The organism is Enterobacter cloacae complex sp. FDA-CDC-AR_0164, from assembly GCF_003071645.1.
Classification (GTDB): domain Bacteria; phylum Pseudomonadota; class Gammaproteobacteria; order Enterobacterales; family Enterobacteriaceae; genus Enterobacter; species Enterobacter ludwigii.
Genome location: NZ_CP028950.1, coordinates 3028141 through 3045822 on the forward strand (window position 1 = coordinate 3028141; position 17682 = coordinate 3045822).

At 55.5% G+C, this 17682-nt stretch carries 17 protein-coding genes; 8 read left to right on the forward strand and 9 right to left on the reverse strand.

Annotated elements, in window-relative coordinates; all coding sequences use genetic code 11:
- Positions 1–4 precede the first annotated feature (4 nt).
- Positions 5–1015 (forward strand): galactose/methyl galactoside ABC transporter permease MglC, encoded by a 1011-nt coding sequence (gene mglC, locus AM410_RS14875; protein ID WP_014170905.1) that lies wholly within the window; start codon positions 5–7, stop codon positions 1013–1015.
- A gap of 49 nt (positions 1016–1064) precedes the next feature.
- Here the strand turns inward: mglC and AM410_RS14880 are convergent, their stop codons facing one another.
- The 5 genes from AM410_RS14880 to AM410_RS14900 all read right to left on the reverse strand — a co-directional run bounded on the left by AM410_RS14880 (position 1065) and on the right by AM410_RS14900 (position 5526).
- Complete coding sequence (locus AM410_RS14880) at positions 1065–2453, reverse strand: glutamine synthetase family protein (protein ID WP_073396148.1); 1389 nt, start codon at positions 2451–2453, stop codon at positions 1065–1067.
- 121 nt (positions 2454–2574) lie between these two features.
- Complete coding sequence (gene sanA / locus AM410_RS14885; RefSeq protein WP_014170903.1) at positions 2575–3294, reverse strand: outer membrane permeability protein SanA; 720 nt, start codon at positions 3292–3294, stop codon at positions 2575–2577.
- Between the two features lie 127 nt (positions 3295–3421).
- Positions 3422–4306: a cytidine deaminase gene (cdd, locus tag AM410_RS14890; RefSeq protein ID WP_044858476.1), complete on the reverse strand. Its 885-nt coding sequence runs from the start codon at positions 4304–4306 to the stop codon at positions 3422–3424.
- A gap of 129 nt (positions 4307–4435) precedes the next feature.
- Positions 4436–5131 (reverse strand): CidB/LrgB family autolysis modulator, encoded by a 696-nt coding sequence (locus AM410_RS14895; RefSeq protein ID WP_014170901.1) that lies wholly within the window; start codon positions 5129–5131, stop codon positions 4436–4438.
- Positions 5128–5526 carry a CidA/LrgA family protein gene (locus AM410_RS14900; RefSeq protein ID WP_063214759.1) on the reverse strand — a complete coding sequence of 133 codons (399 nt, stop codon included), beginning with the start codon at positions 5524–5526 and terminating at the stop codon, positions 5128–5130. The genes AM410_RS14895 and AM410_RS14900 overlap by 4 nt, the downstream gene beginning before the upstream one ends.
- Positions 5527–5720: 194 nt before the next feature.
- Between AM410_RS14900 and dusC the strand changes: the two genes are divergently transcribed.
- The gene (gene dusC / locus AM410_RS14905; protein ID WP_025203644.1) at positions 5721–6653 is read left to right on the forward strand and encodes a tRNA dihydrouridine(16) synthase DusC; all 933 of its coding nucleotides are present in this window, start codon (positions 5721–5723) and stop codon (positions 6651–6653) included.
- 34 nt (positions 6654–6687) lie between these two features.
- Here the strand turns inward: dusC and yohP are convergent, their stop codons facing one another.
- Positions 6688–6771: a small membrane protein YohP gene (yohP, locus tag AM410_RS24355; protein ID WP_015572324.1), complete on the reverse strand. Its 84-nt coding sequence runs from the start codon at positions 6769–6771 to the stop codon at positions 6688–6690.
- A gap of 203 nt (positions 6772–6974) precedes the next feature.
- On the opposite strand from yohP, the gene mdtQ reads away from it, so the two are divergent.
- Together mdtQ and AM410_RS14915 are read left to right on the forward strand one after the other, a co-directional pair.
- On the forward strand, positions 6975–8384 hold the full coding sequence (gene mdtQ / locus AM410_RS14910; RefSeq protein ID WP_032680595.1) for a multidrug resistance outer membrane protein MdtQ: 1410 nt from the start codon (positions 6975–6977) through the stop codon (positions 8382–8384).
- Between the two features lie 50 nt (positions 8385–8434).
- Entirely contained in the window at positions 8435–9199 is a 765-nt protein-coding gene (locus AM410_RS14915) for an SDR family oxidoreductase (protein WP_020883205.1), read from the forward strand.
- A 42-nt stretch (positions 9200–9241) separates the two neighbouring features.
- On the opposite strand, the gene AM410_RS14920 is transcribed toward AM410_RS14915, so the two are convergent.
- On the reverse strand, positions 9242–9814 hold the full coding sequence (locus AM410_RS14920; RefSeq protein ID WP_020883206.1) for a DedA family protein: 573 nt from the start codon (positions 9812–9814) through the stop codon (positions 9242–9244).
- A 157-nt stretch (positions 9815–9971) separates the two neighbouring features.
- Here AM410_RS14920 and AM410_RS14925 point away from each other — a divergent pair, with 157 nt between their 5' ends.
- Both AM410_RS14925 and pbpG read left to right on the forward strand, forming a co-directional pair.
- A complete protein-coding gene (locus tag AM410_RS14925) occupies positions 9972–10559 on the forward strand; it encodes a Yip1 family protein (RefSeq protein ID WP_014170891.1) in 588 nt (195 codons plus the stop codon).
- Positions 10560–10726: 167 nt separating this feature from the next.
- Positions 10727–11650: a D-alanyl-D-alanine endopeptidase gene (gene pbpG, locus AM410_RS14930; protein WP_014170890.1), complete on the forward strand. Its 924-nt coding sequence runs from the start codon at positions 10727–10729 to the stop codon at positions 11648–11650.
- Between the two features lie 66 nt (positions 11651–11716).
- On the opposite strand, the gene AM410_RS14935 is transcribed toward pbpG, so the two are convergent.
- Both AM410_RS14935 and dld read right to left on the reverse strand, forming a co-directional pair.
- A complete protein-coding gene (locus tag AM410_RS14935; RefSeq protein ID WP_032680597.1) occupies positions 11717–12271 on the reverse strand; it encodes a GNAT family N-acetyltransferase in 555 nt (184 codons plus the stop codon).
- A gap of 111 nt (positions 12272–12382) precedes the next feature.
- Entirely contained in the window at positions 12383–14131 is a 1749-nt protein-coding gene (gene dld, locus AM410_RS14940) for a D-lactate dehydrogenase (RefSeq protein WP_020883209.1), read from the reverse strand.
- Between the two features lie 189 nt (positions 14132–14320).
- Between dld and bglX the strand changes: the two genes are divergently transcribed.
- Together bglX and osmF are read left to right on the forward strand one after the other, a co-directional pair.
- The gene (gene bglX, locus AM410_RS14945; RefSeq protein ID WP_032678566.1) at positions 14321–16618 is read left to right on the forward strand and encodes a beta-glucosidase BglX; all 2298 of its coding nucleotides are present in this window, start codon (positions 14321–14323) and stop codon (positions 16616–16618) included.
- Positions 16619–16764: 146 nt separating this feature from the next.
- Positions 16765–17682 carry a glycine betaine ABC transporter substrate-binding protein OsmF gene (gene osmF / locus AM410_RS14950; RefSeq protein WP_014170886.1) on the forward strand — a complete coding sequence of 306 codons (918 nt, stop codon included), beginning with the start codon at positions 16765–16767 and terminating at the stop codon, positions 17680–17682.

The window sequence follows — 17682 nt, forward strand, 5'->3', positions numbered from 1 at the left end:
CCTCATGAGTGCGTTAAATAAAAAAAGTTTTCTCACTTACCTGAAAGAAGGCGGTATTTACGTTGTTCTTTTAGTACTGCTGGCTATCATCATTTTCCAGGACCCTACGTTCTTAAGCCTGTTGAACCTCAGTAACATCCTGACCCAGTCCTCCGTGCGTATTATTATCGCGCTGGGCGTGGCGGGACTTATCGTGACGCAGGGGACTGACCTGTCAGCGGGACGTCAGGTTGGCCTCGCGGCGGTTATCGCGGCAACGCTGCTGCAGTCGATGGAAAACGCCAACAAGGTGTTCCCGGAAATGGCGACCATGCCCATTTTCGTGGTGATCCTGATTGTCTGTGCGATCGGCGCAGTGATTGGTCTGATTAACGGCATCATTATCGCTTACCTGAACGTGACGCCATTTATCACCACCTTAGGTACGATGATCATCGTTTACGGTATCAACTCCCTGTACTACGACTTCGTGGGGGCGTCGCCAATCTCTGGCTTCGACAGCGGGTTCTCGACCTTTACGCAAGGGTTTATCGCGTTGGGCAGTTTCCGCCTGTCGTACATTACCTTCTACGCCCTGATTGCCGTCGCTTTTGTCTGGATCCTGTGGAACAAAACCCGCTTCGGTAAAAACATCTTCGCTATCGGCGGTAACCCGGAAGCGGCGAAAGTGTCCGGCGTCAACGTTGCCCTGAACCTGTTGATGATCTATGCCCTGTCAGGTGTGTTCTACGCCTTTGGTGGGATGCTGGAAGCGGGCCGTATCGGCTCTGCAACGAACAACCTGGGCTTCATGTACGAACTGGATGCGATCGCAGCCTGTGTGGTCGGCGGCGTCTCCTTTAGCGGCGGCGTGGGTACCGTGTTCGGCGTGGTAACCGGTGTCATCATCTTCACCGTAATCAACTACGGTCTGACCTACATCGGCGTGAACCCGTACTGGCAGTACATCATCAAAGGCGGCATCATCATCTTTGCGGTCGCCCTGGATTCACTCAAATACGCGCGTAAAAAATAATCGCCTCTGGCATTACCTGGCCCGCTCATCGAGCGGGCTTTTTTGTGCTTCATGCCAGACTCGACTCCTCCCGGGTGACGATGCTCTCGAACCAGTCGAGCTCAGAGAGCTTGCAGGCAACCCACTGTTGAGAAAAAGCCTCTCCCAGGCTGTTGGTGAGATACTGACAGCGTGCAAATGTCTCGATCGCCTCCTGCTGAAACAGCGGCAGATCCGGCCCGTCCTGCTGAGGTTCAGGTAAATCCTGCTCGTCAAAATTTTCCAGCCCGTACAGCATTCCGCTCAGAAGCGTTGCCGCCACCAGATACGGGTTGGCATCAGCCCCGGCCAGCCGGTACTCAATACGCCGGTTATGGTCATCAGAGCAGGGAATACGCAGCGCGGCGGAGCGGGTGTTATAGCCCCAGGAGTTAAATAGCGGTTCCGTGAGGTTTTTACGCAGGCGGCGGAATGCGTTAACGCCAGGGGCGAGAATGGCGATGGAGGCGGGCATCAGCGCCAGCTGGCCAGCGATGCAGAGGCGCATCATGCTGTTCAGCGCTTCCACCGGTGACGCGAATACGTTTTCGCCATGAATATCGTTCAGGCTGAAATGGAAGTGCAAACCGCTGCCGGACTGCTGGCTGAACGGTTTGGCCATAAAGTTGGCCTGCAGACCCTGTTTCTCCGCAACGTAGCGGGTCAGGCGTCGCAGGGCCAGCACGTTATCGCAGACTTCAACGACGCGATGGCTATGCTTCAGGTTTAACTCGAACTGGCCAGATTCGGCCTCGGCCACGATCCCGGTCAGGGGGATACGCTGCAGGTGCGCCAGCTGCTCCAGCTCGTCAAACAGCGCCGCGTGTGCCGTTGAGGTATCCATATGAAAGCAGCCCTGATTTTGTGGATCCTGCGTGCCGCGTCCGGTCAGATAAAACTCAATTTCCGGGGCAATCACCGGGAAGAGCCCGTGCTGATGGAAACGAGCCAGAACGTTTTGCAATATCACCCTTGGCTCAAGCGGGCACGGTTTGCCGTCGCTCTCTTTCATGGTCAGCAGGATCTGCGCGTTATGCTGAGGGTCTTGCGAACAGGGGCGCAGGGAACCGCCGACGGGAACGCAGAGCCGGTCGGGCTCATCATCAAGCGGGGCGGCTATTTTGCCTTTATGGTCCATGGAGTAGACGGAGAGGGGGAAGTAACAGCCTTTTTCCAGATTCAGCATGTTTTCCACCGAGAGCCGCTTGCCGCGCATAATGCCATTGATATCGTTCAGGTAAACGTCAATATGTTTTGTCTGCGGGTAACGTTCCAGGTAATCCGCCACTTCCAGCGAGACGTTGTGCTGCATGGCATCAAGTTTGTCATCAAGCCAGAGGCCAGCATTGAGTGCCGTCGGGAGTGATAAACCCGGGAAGTTAAAATAGGGGCGGATATTTTTCAGGAAAAACGCATTCATTATTGAGTTCATAGTCATTCTTCAATGAAGCCGTAGCGGCAGTGAACTCAGCTTAAAAGGGGCGGCGTAAAGGCGGGATAAAAAGCGTTACGCCCGGTATAAAGAAAGTATAAAGGCGAGGCTATTTTTTCTCTTTTTTCTGCATATCAAGCAGTTGTTCTGGCGTGACGGCCGGGTAGCCCTGCGCATCTTCCGGCACTTCATGCATTGCCGGAATGGGTACCAGCGGACCTAAAAAGCGCGGTTCACGTTTGAAGATGTACAGATCGGCCAGAGCGCCAAAACGCGCGCCAAACTCACGTACGCGGACGCTCAGCATATCTTTAGGCGACGGCACGGCGTAGCACTGCGCCTGAATACCCATATGCAGTGCGATAAACAGCGCGCGTTCGCAGTGGAAGCGTTGGGTGATGATGATGAAATCGTTGGTATCGAACACCTTGCGCGTACGCACGATGGAATCCAGAGTGCGGAACCCGGCGTAGTCGAGTACGATATCAGCCGGATCGACACCGGCGGCAATCAGGTCTTTGCGCATGGTGACCGGTTCGTTATAGCTTTGCAGCGCATTATCGCCGCTCAGCAGCAGGTAATTCACTTTGCCGCTGTTATACGCGTTCAGCGCGCCCTGAATGCGGTAACGGTAATACTGATTAATCACCCCGGTGCGGTAATACTTGGCGGTACCCAGCACAACGCCGACCTGACGATAGGGCAGGTCCTGCAGGTCGTCAAAGATATACGGAGCCGTTTTCCAGCTCATCCAGCGATCAAGACCCAGCACGATCAACAGCAGTATGCCGACCAGGACAGACAGGCTGTAAAAAGCGCGCTTTAACATGCAGATGGCTCGTACCGAAGGTGAAATTTAACTCAGGCTACTTTACCCGCCTGGTTAGCGCAAGAAACAGCGAATCAACTGAGGGGTTTTTCAGCAAAGCGGCGGGCATTTCTGCCCGCCGGAGGCATTACGCAAGCAAAACACGGTCAATAGTTGAGCAGCCGAGCGCTTTCAGCGTTGCGGCGGTGGCGTCCCACTGGATCAACGGCGCGTCGGCTTTCTCTGCCAGAATAGCGCGCTGAATGTCCGGGTAGTCATAGCCATTGAGGCTCAGCAAATTCAGGGCGCCCTGAAGCGGTGGCAGCGTCGGGTTAAAGGCGGCGTTTTCGGCATAGCTTCCGGTGAAGATGCGACCATCACGACACTGCAGCGCCACACCGCTTGGGGAGTGACTGTATGGCGTGTGGCTCTTGTTCGCCGCACGAATCGCGGCTTCGCTCAGCGCATCGCCGGAAAGGGCAAAACCGTGATCCTGTTCATCCATCAGCAGCGTTTTGATGTCGAGATCTTTCGGACCAAACGCGTCAGGCAGGTAATCCCCGAGGGTATGCGGCGCACGGCCTGGCAGATTGATGCGTAACTCCAGCCCGCTGTTCAGCTCGTTCATGAACTGGCGGCAGTGGCCGCAAGGGGTGTAGTTAACGGTAATGGCGCTCAGCGCTTGTTCACCGCGCAGCCAGGCGTGGCTGATGGCGCTTTGTTCCGCGTGAACGGTCTGCTGCATGGTCGCGCCCAGGAACTCCATGTTGCCACCGAAGTACCAGGTTCCACTTACGCCGCGTGCAATCGCACCGACGTTGAAATGAGAGAGATCGGCGCGGGCGCAGGCCGCCGCCAGCGGCAGCAGCGCGAAGGCCAGCGCGTCGTCGTCCAACCCTGTGGCTTTTTTCAGTGCCGTGACGTGTTCAGCCGTCAGCAGGGCCGGGAAATGCTCATCCGCCAGAATCGGGGCCAGAGCTGATTGCACATTCTCTGCAAGCTGGGCGAAAGCAGCTTGAAAACGTGGATGCATGGCGTTTGCCTCATAAAGGTTAATGGATCGGTAGTTTACGGAGCCGCTGAGGCTTTATATGTGATCCACTTCTCATTATGTATGCAACTTATGAAAACAAAATGAAATTTGCGCGACGCATCGCAAATTTTAACCCATGACCGCCACAATCAGCGGGAAAATAAACGGTGCGAGCAGGGAGGTGATAATCCCGCAGATCACCAGTGCGAGTGAGCTAAACGCCCCTTCCTGATAATCCAGTTCAGCGCAGCGCGCGGTGCCCAGGGCGTGCGACGCGGTACCCATCGCCAGACCTCGTGCCGCTTTGGTATGGATACGCATCGCATTCAGCAGGGTATGTCCAAAGACCGCGCCGAGGATCCCCACGAATATCACACACATGGCGCTGATGGCCGGAATCCCCCCCAGGCTGCCGCCCACGGCCATCGCAATAGGCGTGGTGACCGACTTAGGCAGAATAGAGGCCGCAATTTGCGGGGACGCGCCCATCAGCAGCGCCACCGAGGTGCCGGTGATCATCGCCACCAGGCTCCCGACAAAACAGATGGTAATGATGGATTTCCAGCGGGCGCGGATCTGGTGCAATTGCTCATATAAAGGAAAGGCGAGCGCCACCACGGCGGGCTGCAGAAGGTCGTTCAAAATTTTGCTGCCGGCAAAGTAGCGTTCATAAGGAATGCCGGTGAGAAGCAGAAACGGGATAATCACCACCATCGCCACCAGCAGCGGATTAAGCAACGGCATTTTGAAACGTGCGGCGAGTTTGCGTGCGGCGAAGAACACTGCCAGCGTTAACGGCAGCGACCACCAGATATTGGCCATCATTGTTTTGTTCCTTTCTGCCCAACCACTTTACGTTCGCCATGCACCAGATGCGAACTCCAGCTTACTACCAGGAAAACCACCAGCGTACTGACCGCGCAGGAGACCACAATGGGTCCGAACTGCGCCTGGAGCAAATCAAAATACTGCATAACCCCGACGCCGATAGGCACGAACAGCAGCGCCATATAGCGAATAAGGACAAAGCAGCCAGGGTTAACCCATTTGGCAGGCAGAATTTGCAATGCCAGCAAAACAAAGAGGATCAACATTCCAATGATACTGCCGGGGATGGTAATGGGAAGCAGGGATGCGATAAAGATTCCGGCATACAGGCAGGCGTAAATCAGGACGAATGCGCGAAGATATTGCCAGATAATGTTCAATGATTTTCTCATGGTGAAAGTCCTTGATGAAACGCATTCATCATACAATTAAACCTAAAAATGTGCCACGGATCACATCATGAATTTTGAGCATACCAGACATTCCGAAATGGAACGTCTGGTATAACCTCACCGGGTTAACCGCCGGGCTTTCCTCATGCCGGGAGAGCGGCTACTATAGCGCGTCTTTTTTCACAGGTACTGCTATGCGTGTTTTACTGGCCCCAATGGAAGGCGTGCTCGACTCCCTCGTGCGCGAGCTTCTGACCGAGGTGAACGACTACGATCTCTGCGTGACGGAGTTTTTGCGCGTGGTCGATATGTTGTTGCCAGTAAAATCATTCTATCGCCTTTGCCCGGAACTGCATCATCAAAGCCGCACCTCTTCCGGCACGCTGGTGCGCATTCAGCTACTGGGTCAGTATCCCGAATGGCTGGCGGAGAACGCGGCCCGTGCCGTAGAGCTTGGTTCCTTTGGGGTTGACCTCAACTGCGGTTGCCCATCAAAACTGGTGAATGGCAGCGGCGGCGGCGCCACCTTGCTGAAAGATCCGGAGCTGATTTACCGTGGCGCAAAAGCCATGCGTGAGGCTGTACCGTCGCATCTGCCGGTGACGGTAAAGGTGCGTCTGGGATGGGACAGCGACGCGCGGCAATTTGAGATTGCCGATGCCGTGCAGCAGGCCGGGGCCACTGAGCTGGTGGTGCATGGCCGCACCAAAGAAGATGGCTATAAAGCCGAACGTATTAACTGGCAGGCGATTGGCGAGATCCGCAAAAGACTCACCATTCCCGTTATTGCCAACGGGGAAATCTGGGATTACGAAAGCGCGCAGGCGTGCCTGAAAGAGACTGGCTGCGATGCGGTGATGATTGGCCGCGGCGCGCTTAACGTACCAAACCTCAGCCGGGTGATTAAATATAACGAACCACGTATGCCGTGGGCTGATGTGGTCACGCTACTGAAAAAATACAGCCGCCTCGAAAAACAGGGTGATACCGGGTTATATCACGTCGCGCGAATTAAGCAGTGGCTCAGTTATTTACGCAAAGAGTACAGTGAAGCGCTGGGGTTATTTCAGGAGATCCGCACGCTGCAGACTTCCGCTGATATTGCACGGGTGATTCAGTCCAGGTAACGGAATGTGCCCGGCGCTGAGCCGGGCAATGAAATCAGAAAATCATCTTGAATACACCGGTCACCACCAGCAGCCCTATCAGAAATATAATTAAAATAACCCACAGTAATATTTTCATTCGCTTCTCCTGCGTCTGTTTGTCGAAAGTAAGTGTAGCAGTGAATTTATAATGAAGATGAATTCACTCATTTAATTCATTCTTATGATGAATAATTTTCCGAATATGAAAATGTATGACAAATTACGGGTTGCCACGCGTTACTAAAAAAAAGAGCGACGTCTGGCGTAAGTTGCGCCTTTATTTTTCGCGTGAATGGCGTAATGAAACCTTTATCTCTGAGTATTCCCCTGGTTTTTATTCTGGTGGCCTGCGCGCCGGAACATGCCTCGGTTTCCCCTGTAAATATGCAATCAACAACGGCTGCGGTGAATACTACGCTGAGCCATACCGCGTGGCCGAAAGATGCATGGTGGAAAACGTATAACGATCCTGAACTCAATTCGCTGATTGCGAAGGCGCTGAACGATGCGCCGGATATGCAAATTGCCCGTCAGCGCATCACGCTGGCGGAAGCGCAGGCAAAAGCCACCCTGGCCGCCGGGGGGCCGGAAATTGATTTCTCAGCGGATGCTGAACGGCAAAAAATGTCGGCCGAAGGGTTGATGGGGCCCTTTGCGATAACCGATCCGGCGGCGGGAACCACCGGACCGTGGTACACCAACGGTACTTTTGGTCTGAGCGCGGGCTGGGATCTCGATTTGTGGGGGAAAAATCGTGCACGGGTTGAAGCCCGAATTGGCCGGGTAAACGCGCAAAAAGCGGAGCTTGAGCAAACCCGGCAACTGCTTGCCAGCAGCGTGGCGCGTCTTTACTGGGCGTGGCAAACCCAGGCTGCGGTGGGGGATGTTCTCACGGAGATTAAACACCAGCAGGACACGATTATTGCAGCCGACCGCGAACTGTATCAGCATGGGATCACCTCTTCCGTTGAGGGCGTCGAGACCGACATCAACGCCAGCAAAACTGACGAGCAACTGGCAGAAGTGAACGGAAAAATGAAAGCCGTTGAGGCGCGTCTGAGCGCCCTGACGAACACCCCCTCAGTGACGCTTACACGCCACGCCTTACCCACGGTAGAAGCCTCGCTCCCGGCTACGCTGGGGTATGAACTGCTGGCACGTCGACCGGATTTGCAGGAGGCTCGCTGGTATATCGAGGCCTCCATGAGTGACGTTGAGGCCGCCAGAGCAGCCTTCTATCCCGATGTGAATCTGATGGCTTTCTTACAGCAGGATGCCCTGCACCTGAGCGATTTGTTCCGCTCTTCTGCGCAGCAGATGGGCGTTACCGCCGGTCTGACGCTGCCCATTTTCGACAGCGGCAGGCTAAACGCCGAACTGGATATTGCCCAGGCGCAGAACAATCTCTCCGTCGCGCGTTATAACAAAGCGGTGGTGGATGCGGTGAATCAGGTGGCGCGCACGGCCAGCGAAGTCGAAACACTGACCGCCAAAAACCAGCACCAGCAGCGTGTCGAAAAAGAGGCTGCCCGCGTTGTTGCACTGGCTCAGGCCCGCTTTCGCGCCGGCATTATCGCCGGCTCCCGCGTGAGTGAGGCCAGAATACCGGCCCTCAGGGAGCAGCTCACCGGGGTGATGCTCAAAGGCCAGTACGTTGACGCCACGCTGCAGCTGACCTCGGCGCTGGGGGGCGGCTATCATCAGGGCTAAAAAGCGCGATTATCTATACTTACCTCTTTGCAGCTTTTCTGGAGGTGAGTATGACCAAAGTCGCGATTGTTACCGCATCGGATTCCGGGATTGGGAAAACCACGGCCTTGATGCTGGCTGAACGAGGGTTTGATATCGGCGTCACCTGGCATTCTGACGAAAAAGGTGCGCTGGAAACCTGCCGCGAAGTCGAGGCGAAGGGGCGGCGTGCAGAGGCGGTTCAACTTGATTTAAGCACTCTCCCGCAGGGGGCGCAGGCCATTGAAACGTTAATTACGCGCTTTGGTCGGCTGGACGTGCTGGTCAACAATGCCGGGGCGATGACCAAAGCGCCGTTTCTCGACATGCCGTTTGAGGAGTGGCGGGGGATTTTTACCGTTGACGTGGATGGCGCGTTTCTCTGTTCACAGATCGCTGCGCGTCAGATGGTGAAGCAGGGAGAAGGGGGGCGAATTGTGAACATTACCTCGGTGCATGAACACACGCCTTTACCGGATGCCAGTGCGTATACGGCGGCCAAGCATGCCCTGGGCGGATTAACCAAATCCATGGCGCTGGAGCTGGTCGAGCATAACATCCTGGTGAATGCCGTTGCGCCAGGTGCCATTGCCACGCCAATGAATGATATGGACGACAGTGAAGTGAAGGCCGGTTCGATGCCCGCGATCCCGCTCGCGCGGCCGGGGCATACCAAAGAGATTGCCAGCCTGGTGGCGTGGCTGTGTGACGGTGACGCCAGCTATGCTACCGGGCAATCATTTATTGTCGACGGCGGTTTTATGCTGGCAAATCCGCAATTTAAGCCCGCCGGGTAGAAACTTTTCGCCCTCTCTTTGTGCGAGAGGGCGCCATTGCACTTACTCTTCATCCCGCGTCTTTTCCCGATGCTTCAGCCACAGCCGGACCGCAATTACCACCACGACAATCAGGATAACCCATGCCCAGTGCTTCAGATGCTGGTCAACATTATGCAGCCACGGACCAATCACTTCTCCACCCACATAACCGAGCGTGGTAAAGATCAGGGCCCAGGCAATCGCGCCAAGGATGTTCAGCGGCAGGAAAATTTTCGGCGGTAAATGGCTGGCGCCAATCAGTATTGGGCCGATAATCCGAAAGCCGTACATAAAACGGGTGCCAATCACGAACAGGTAAGGGTGACGCTGGATAAGCCGTTGGGCACGGTGAATTTTCTTGCGGTGCTTTGAAAAGCGCTTCAAAAGCGTGGGGCCAAAGCGCAGTCCCAGAAAGTAGAGCAGCTGATCGCCAATCATCCCGCCGAGTGCGACTGCGGCAACAACGAGTGGGAATTTGAGTAACCCCTGATGCGCGGCCACCCCGCCGAGCAGCGTGATGGTTTCTCCTTCCGCCACGCTGCCAACGACCAGTGCAGCGTATCCATAGTGTTCAATAAGACTGTTGATATCCATTACGTCAATGTCATCTCCCTTATTATGCCTCGGTTAATCATATACCCCATGAATCAATAACGGGGCAATCAACGGAAATTTCCCACTGTACATAAAATAATCTCAGGCCTGCATTATACTTAAGATATCGCTGACGGGCCGACAACAAGGGGGCGTTATGAACCATGTCTGGGGACTTTTCTCCCATCCCGATCGTGAAATGCATGTCATCAAAACGGAGAACGAAACGGTCTCGCATCATTACACGCATCATGTGCTGCTGATGGCGGCGGTGCCTGTAATCTGCGCGTTTATTGGCACAACACAAATCGGCTGGAACTTTGGTGATGGCACCGTGGTTCAGCTTTCCTGGTTTACTGGTCTTTCACTGGCCATTCTCTTTTATGGCCTGATGCTGGCGGGTGTGGCTGTCATGGGGCGTGTCATTCACTGGATGGCGCGTAACTATCCGCAACGTCCATCGCTGGCACACTGTATGGTTTTCGCCGGGTATGTCGCGACGCCGCTGTTCTTAAGCGGTATTGTGGCGCTGTACCCACTGGTCTGGTTGTGCGCGCTGATCGGTACTATTGCCCTCTTTTACACCGGTTATCTGCTGTATCTGGGGGTACCAACCTTCCTTAATATCAATAAAGAAGAGGGCCTGAGCTTCTCCAGTTCAACGCTCGCCATCGGCGTGCTGGTGCTGGAAGCGCTACTGGCTCTGACGGTTATTCTGTGGGGTTATGGATACCGTCTCTTCTAGGCTCACTGCATTGCTGGCGTAAATGCCAGCAATGCAGCATCTGTTCACGATTATCCTCTGGCGACAAAGCCCGGTGACCGCTATGATGCCGAAGCCAGCCTGCGTTTCTCCATCGACACAGGCGGTGTACGTCATAACGTGCGTGAATAATTATCAGAAGTCTCACCATGCTGAAATTCCGAGTCTCTTTACTTAGCCTGGCCCTGTTGCTGGGAGCGTCCGCTGCCGCGCCAGCGATCGCCAAAACGCCCGCCGTGACCACCGCTGCTGCCCAGCCGCAAATCGCTTCCGGCAGTGCGATGATTGTTGATCTCAACACCAATAAGGTGATTTACGCCAGCCATCCGGATCTGGTACGCCCGATCGCTTCGATTACCAAATTAATGACCGCGATGGTGGTGCTTGATGCACATCTGCCGCTGGACGAAAAACTGAAAGTGGATATCAGCCATACGCCGGAGATGAAAGGGATCTACTCCCGCGTGCGACTGAACAGCGAAATCAGCCGTAAAAATATGCTGCTGCTGGCGCTGATGTCTTCTGAAAACCGCGCAGCGGCGAGCCTGGCCCACCACTATCCGGGTGGCTACGACGCATTTATTCGTGCGATGAACGCAAAAGCCAAATCGCTGGGGATGACCAATACCCGTTACGTCGAGCCGACTGGCCTGTCGATTCACAACGTCTCCACGGCCCGCGACCTGACAAAACTGCTGATTGCCAGCAAACAGTACCCGCTGATTGGTCAGCTCAGTACGACCCGTGAAGAGATGGCGACCTTTGCTAACCCGGCCTATTCGCTGCCGTTCCGTAATACTAACCATCTGGTGTACCGGGATAACTGGAATATTCAGTTAACGAAAACCGGGTTTACTAACGCGGCGGGACACTGCCTGGTGATGCGTACCGTATTCAACGGTAAACCGGTGGCGCTGGTGGTGATGGATGCCTTTGGTAAATACACCCACTTCGCGGATGCAAGCCGACTGCGTACCTGGATTGAGACGGGGAAAGTGCAGCCGGTACCGGCCGCGGCGTTGACCTACAAAAAGCAGAAAGCAGAGCAGATGGCAACCGCCCAGAACGACTGAGCCGGATTGCTAATGACTGTGTTTTCGCCCTCTCCCGCGGGAGAGGGCAACAGACCTCGCTGCGCCTTACTCCGGCAGCGTCCAGTCTCCGTCATTGAGTGAGCGCTGCATGATCACCGTATCCCGCCAGTCACCTTTCTTATACCCGACGCTGCGTAACTGACCGACGATTTCGAAGCCGTATTTCTTATGCAGCCGTAACGAGCCGGCATTGTTGTTGCCATCCCCCACAACGGCAATCATCTGCCGCCACGGTCCTTGCTCGCAGCGGGCGATCAGCGCATCCATCAGGACGGAGCCAAAACCACGACCGGTAGTACTCGCATCCACGTAAATCGACTCTTCCAGAGTGTAACGATAGGCATGGCGCGGACGGTAAGGTGTCGCGTAGCAGTAGCCTACGACGATGCCGCGATACAGCGCGACAAGCCACGGTAAGCCGTTCTCGTCTACGCTTTTCATTCGCTGACGCATTTCATCAATGGTGGGGGGAACTTCTTCAAAGGATGCGCGCCCGTGAAGCACATGCCAGGCGTAGATAGCGGCGATAGCATGCACATCGTCGGGAAGGGCATCGCGCACTTCCACTTCGGTTTCGGATAAAATATCAACAGCCGACATGATGTGCCTGCTCCTCGTAACAGATGCCGGAGAAACGTTTCTCCGGCGACAGAACGCTACTCTAGTACGATTAAGGCGCGCTTAACAATCTCTCAAATTTGGCTGTGGGAATTAATCAGACGCTTGCGTCACGGGCTGCTCCGCGTCAGGACTCTCTTTCCAGTATTTATTCCGCGTTGTTTTACCAATGCCGGGGTTCATGCTGTTTGTGGGGTCATTCTCGCGATAAAACTGCTTAAGTGCGTCAGGAGCCTTATAAAGATGCCCCACGTTATGTTCCGCAGGATATTGTGCGCCTCGCGCGTGCAGCAGCGCGAGCATCTGCTCTTTCAGCGCGTGCGCATCGACCCCTTTCTTAACGATGTAATCCTGGTGGAAGACGTAGCACATAAAGTGGCCGTAATAGAGCTTGTGGACCAGCTTGCTGTCGATTTCCGGCGGCAGGTGTTCAAACCACTCGGTATCGTTGCGGCGAAGGGCGATATCCAGCGCCAGAATGTCTTCCACCTCGTCTGAATGCACCGCCTGATAACGAATGGCGGCACCCGCAGCGGCGAAACGGTGCAGGAAGGCTTTGCTGCCCTCTTCAGGGGTACAGGCAAAGAAATCGCCTTCGGCAGTTTTGAAGAATTCACTAAGCCAGGTTTGCGCTTCGGCAATTCCGTCCCCGGCCATTTTCAGCAGCAGGTGATGCTCGTACTTATCGCGCCAGGTTTTCATCCGCTCCGGCAGATGTGACGGGAAGACGTTGCCCAGTTTCTGCATAAAGCGGTCGGTAAAGTGGGGTTTAAACAGCGGCACTTTTTCCAGCATCGCGTCGGTACGGCCCTTCATGGTGAAGAAGAACGGCATTTTATCGGTGCCGAGCTTGTCGATCATCAGGAACGTATCTTTGCCGTAGCGTTCCGCGATGTCATAAATATCACGGTGCATGTACTCGCCCGCCACCGGCAGGTGAGCGAACTCGCCCAGAATATGACGACGGATCTCGGTCAGCACGTCCGGCTGATTGGTGCCGATGTAGAACACCTGCTGTTTTTTCTCGGCCGGGAAGGTGTCGAGGCGCACGGCAAAAACAGCCAGCTTGCCCGCACAGCCCGAAGATTCAAACAGGCGGTCAGGGTCGGCGTTGTAACGTGCCGGGGTATCCGCTTCGATGTCCCGCACGCGGGTGATGTAATCGTGGTCGTGAGCATGACGACCGTCGTGCTGGACGTCTTCATCTTTCACCCGATCGTCGTCGAGCTTACTCAGGATCTGCTCCGGCGTAACGCCAAGATCAATGCCCAGATGGTTGACCAGGGTCAGCTTGCCGTTTTCGTCGATACGGGCAAAAAGTGACATCTCGGTGTAAGCCGGGCCGCGCTGCACCAGCGAACCGCCGGAGTTATTGCAGATCCCGCCGATCACGGAGGCGCCAATACAGGATGAGCCAATGACCGAATGCGGTTCGCGTCCCAGCGGCTTAAGCGCTTTTTCAAGGGAGTAGAGCGTCGTGCCAGGGAACGCGAGCACCTGCTCGCCTTTATCCAGCAGATGCAGTTTGTCGAGACGCAGGGTGCTGATGATCACGATGTCACGATCGTAATCGTTGCCGTTCGGCGTTGAGCCTTCAGTCAGGCCCGTGTTAGCCGCCTGCATGAGAATAATTTTGTCGGCGGCCACGCAGGCGCTCAGGACGCGCCAGAGTTCAAGCAGCGTGCCGGGAAACACCACCGCCAGCGCCTCGCCCTGACCGGAACGAAAGCCCTTACGGTAGCGGGCGGTTTTTGCCGGGTCGGTAAGCAGGTGAGAGGAGCCAACCAGGCGCGACAGTTCGTTAATAAACGTCGTGTTATCGTGAGTTCGAACAGAAGACATCTTCCACTCCTTGTGGTGGGGCAAATTTCTCGCTGTAAAGCATAGCGCGATTAACTGTTAAGCGGTCGAGTATTCACGAGAAAAATCAGAGAATAACCCTGCAACGATCTGAGGGTTTGTGGCACACTGCGCTTTTCGCACGGTCTGGCCGAGTTCTTCCGGCGGTTATTGATGAGAGAGTAAAACGACATGAAATGGCTATGTTCTGTAGGTGTCGCCGTCAGCCTGGCGCTGCAACCTGCGCTGGCAGAGGATTTGTTTGGCAATCACCCGCTCACGCCTGAAGCCCGGGACGCGTTTGTCACGGAATTGCTCAAGAAAATGACGGTCGATGAGAAAATTGGCCAGTTGCGTCTTATCAGCGTCGGCCCGGATAACCCGAAAGAGGCCATCCGCGAGATGATCAAAGACGGGCAGGTCGGGGCTATTTTTAACACCGTCACCCGCCCGGATATCCGCAAAATGCAGGATCAGGTGATGGAACTCAGCCGCCTGAAAATTCCGCTGTTCTTCGCCTATGACGTGGTGCACGGTCAGCGTACCGTCTTCCCGATTAGCCTTGGTCTGGCATCGTCCTTTAACCTTGATGCGGTGAAAACCGTGGGGCGCGTTTCTGCCTATGAAGCGGCGGATGATGGCCTGAATATGACCTGGGCACCGATGGTGGACGTCTCCCGCGATCCGCGCTGGGGCCGCGGCTCAGAAGGGTTCGGTGAAGATACCTATTTAACAGCCACGATGGGGAAAACCATGGTGGAAGCGATGCAGGGCAAGAGCCCGGCAGATCGCTACGCGGTGATGACCAGCGTCAAACACTTCGCGGCCTATGGCGCCGTGGAAGGCGGTAAAGAGTACAACACCGTGGATATGAGCCCGCAGCGGCTGTTCAACGACTACATGCCACCGTACAAAGCGGGGCTGGATGCCGGCAGCGGCGCGGTGATGGTGGCGCTGAACTCCCTCAACGGCACGCCGGCGACCTCCGATTCGTGGCTGCTGAAAGACGTTCTGCGTGACCAGTGGGGCTTTAAGGGCATCACCGTCTCTGACCACGGCGCCATTAAAGAGCTCATTAAGCACGGTACCGCCTCCGATCCGGAAGATGCGGTACGCGTGGCGCTCAAGTCCGGCATCAACATGAGCATGAGCGACGAGTACTACAGTAAATACCTGCCGGGGCTGGTGAAGAGCGGTAAGGTGACCATGGCGGAGCTGGATGACGCCACGCGCCACGTGCTGAACGTGAAATATGATATGGGGCTGTTTAACGACCCGTACAGCCACCTGGGGCCGAAAGATTCTGACCCGGTAGACACCAACGCGGAAAGCCGTCTGCACCGCAAAGAGGCCCGCGATGTGGCACGCGAAAGCCTGGTGCTGCTGAAAAACCGCCTCGACACGCTGCCGCTGAAGAAATCCGGCACCATTGCCGTGGTGGGCCCGCTGGCTGACAGCAAGCGCGACGTGATGGGGAGCTGGTCTGCAGCGGGGGTGGCCGATCAGTCCGTCACGGTGCTGACCGGTATCAAGAACGCCGTGGGTGAGAACGCGAAAGTGGTTTACGCCAAAGGGGCGAACGTCACCAACGATAAAGACATTGTCACCTTCCTCAATCAGTACGAAGAGGCGGTGAAGGTCGATCCGCGTTCGCCGAAAGAGATGATTGATGAAGCGGTGAACACCGCTAAGCAATCTGACGTGGTTGTCGCGGTAGTGGGTGAAGCGCAGGGGATGGCGCATGAGGCCTCCAGCCGTACCGACATCACCATTCCGCAAAGCCAGCGCGATCTGATTGCCGCTCTGAAGGCGACCGGCAAGCCGCTGGTGCTGGTGCTGATGAACGGTCGTCCGCTGGCGCTGGTCAAAGAAGACCAGCAGGCCGACGCGATCCTGGAAACCTGGTTCGCCGGTACTGAAGGCGGTAACGCGATTGCCGACGTGCTGTTTGGCGATTACAACCCGTCAGGCAAGCTGCCAATGTCCTTCCCGCGCTCGGTCGGGCAGATCCCGGTTTACTACAGCCACCTGAATACCGGCCGTCCGTACAACGCCGACAAACCGAATAAGTACACCTCCCGTTACTTCGATGAAGCGAACGGCCCGCTGTATCCGTTTGGTTACGGTCTGAGCTACACCACCTTCAAGGTTTCTGACGTCAAAATGTCTGCGCCGACCCTGAAGCGTGACGGCAAAGTTACCGCAAGCGTCGAGGTGAGCAACACCGGTAAACGCGAAGGGGCAACGGTCATTCAGATGTACGTCCAGGATGTGACCGCCTCCATGAGCCGTCCGGTGAAACAGCTGCGTGGCTTCGAGAAGGTCAACCTGAAGCCGGGCGAAACCAAAACCATCAGCTTCCCCATCGACGTGGATGCGCTGAAGTTCTGGAACCAGCAGATGAAATATGATGCGGAGCCCGGCAAGTTTAACGTCTTTATCGGGGTCGATTCCGCCCGCGTTAATAAAGGCGAGTTCGAGCTGCTCTGACATTTCCCTCCCTTGCATCCCCCGCTTTGCGGGGGATGCGTCTTACCTTATGTTAAAAAGGCATTTTGACGGTTAATTCCGCCGTTTTAAGCTACGCTTTTCTCTCAAGCCTCTGAAAAAGGCAGCAAAAAAATGAGGACAGTGGAATGACGATTGCAAAGGGGATGTTGGGTTCAGCGGTGTTACTGGCGGCGCTGAGTCTGCCATTACAGGCGGCAGAACCGGTAAAAGTGGGTTCCAAGATAGATACCGAAGGTGCGTTGCTCGGTAACATTATTCTGCAGGTACTGGAAAGCCACGGTGTTAAAACCGTCAATAAAGTCCAGCTGGGAACCACGCCTGTGGTACGCGGCGCGATTACCTCCGGCGAGCTGGATATCTACCCGGAATACACCGGCAACGGCGCGTTCTTCTTCAAAGATGAAAACGATCCGGCGTGGAAAAATGCCAAAGCCGGGTATGAAAAAGTCAAAAAACTCGACGCTGAGCAAAATAAGCTGGTCTGGCTGACGCCGGCGCCGGCCAACAATACCTGGACCATCGCGGTGCGCAAGGACGTGGCGGAGAAAGGAAAGCTGACCTCGCTTGCGGATTTGAGTCGCTACCTGAAAGAGAAGGGTGACTTTAAGCTTGCGGCTTCCGCTGAGTTTATTGAGCGTCCGGATGCACTGCCGGCGTTTGAAAAAGCCTATGATTTCAAACTGGATCAGGCCCAGCTGCTCTCTCTGGCGGGCGGTGATACCGCGGTGACCATCAAAGCCGCTGCGCAGCAAACGTCGGGCGTTAATGCGGCGATGGCTTACGGCACCGACGGCCCGGTCGCGGCGCTTGGCCTGCAAACCTTAACCGATCCAAAAGGCGTCCAGCCGATTTACGCCCCGGCACCTGTCGTGCGGGAAGCGGTACTTAAAGCGTACCCGGATATTGCTGAATGGCTCAAACCGGTCTTCGAAAAGCTGGATGCAAAAACGCTGCAACAGCTGAATGCCAGCATTGCCGTTGAGGGACTGGATGCCAAAAAAGTGGCCGCCGATTTCCTGAAACAACAAGGGCTTGTGAAGTAA

What these genes read in the sequence shown, in the direction of transcription:
- bglX (WP_032678566.1), top strand. Translation starts at nt 14,321, where the DNA reads ATGAAATGGCTATGTTCTGTAGGTGTCGCCGTCAGCCTGGCGCTGCAA.
- AM410_RS14925 (WP_014170891.1), top strand. Translation starts at nt 9,972, where the DNA reads ATGAACCATGTCTGGGGACTTTTCTCCCATCCCGATCGTGAAATGCAT.
- mglC (WP_014170905.1), top strand. Translation starts at nt 5, where the DNA reads ATGAGTGCGTTAAATAAAAAAAGTTTTCTCACTTACCTGAAAGAAGGC.
- pbpG (WP_014170890.1), top strand. Translation starts at nt 10,727, where the DNA reads ATGCTGAAATTCCGAGTCTCTTTACTTAGCCTGGCCCTGTTGCTGGGA.
- sanA (WP_014170903.1), bottom strand. Translation starts at nt 3,294, where the DNA reads ATGTTAAAGCGCGCTTTTTACAGCCTGTCTGTCCTGGTCGGCATACTG.
- AM410_RS14895 (WP_014170901.1), bottom strand. Translation starts at nt 5,131, where the DNA reads ATGATGGCCAATATCTGGTGGTCGCTGCCGTTAACGCTGGCAGTGTTC.
- AM410_RS14935 (WP_032680597.1), bottom strand. Translation starts at nt 12,271, where the DNA reads ATGTCGGCTGTTGATATTTTATCCGAAACCGAAGTGGAAGTGCGCGAT.
- AM410_RS14900 (WP_063214759.1), bottom strand. Translation starts at nt 5,526, where the DNA reads ATGAGAAAATCATTGAACATTATCTGGCAATATCTTCGCGCATTCGTC.
- dusC (WP_025203644.1), top strand. Translation starts at nt 5,721, where the DNA reads ATGCGTGTTTTACTGGCCCCAATGGAAGGCGTGCTCGACTCCCTCGTG.
- AM410_RS14880 (WP_073396148.1), bottom strand. Translation starts at nt 2,453, where the DNA reads ATGAATGCGTTTTTCCTGAAAAATATCCGCCCCTATTTTAACTTCCCG.
- mdtQ (WP_032680595.1), top strand. Translation starts at nt 6,975, where the DNA reads ATGAAACCTTTATCTCTGAGTATTCCCCTGGTTTTTATTCTGGTGGCC.
- cdd (WP_044858476.1), bottom strand. Translation starts at nt 4,306, where the DNA reads ATGCATCCACGTTTTCAAGCTGCTTTCGCCCAGCTTGCAGAGAATGTG.
- osmF (WP_014170886.1), top strand. Translation starts at nt 16,765, where the DNA reads ATGACGATTGCAAAGGGGATGTTGGGTTCAGCGGTGTTACTGGCGGCG.
- dld (WP_020883209.1), bottom strand. Translation starts at nt 14,131, where the DNA reads ATGTCTTCTGTTCGAACTCACGATAACACGACGTTTATTAACGAACTG.
- AM410_RS14915 (WP_020883205.1), top strand. Translation starts at nt 8,435, where the DNA reads ATGACCAAAGTCGCGATTGTTACCGCATCGGATTCCGGGATTGGGAAA.
- AM410_RS14920 (WP_020883206.1), bottom strand. Translation starts at nt 9,814, where the DNA reads ATGGATATCAACAGTCTTATTGAACACTATGGATACGCTGCACTGGTC.
- yohP (WP_015572324.1), bottom strand. Translation starts at nt 6,771, where the DNA reads ATGAAAATATTACTGTGGGTTATTTTAATTATATTTCTGATAGGGCTG.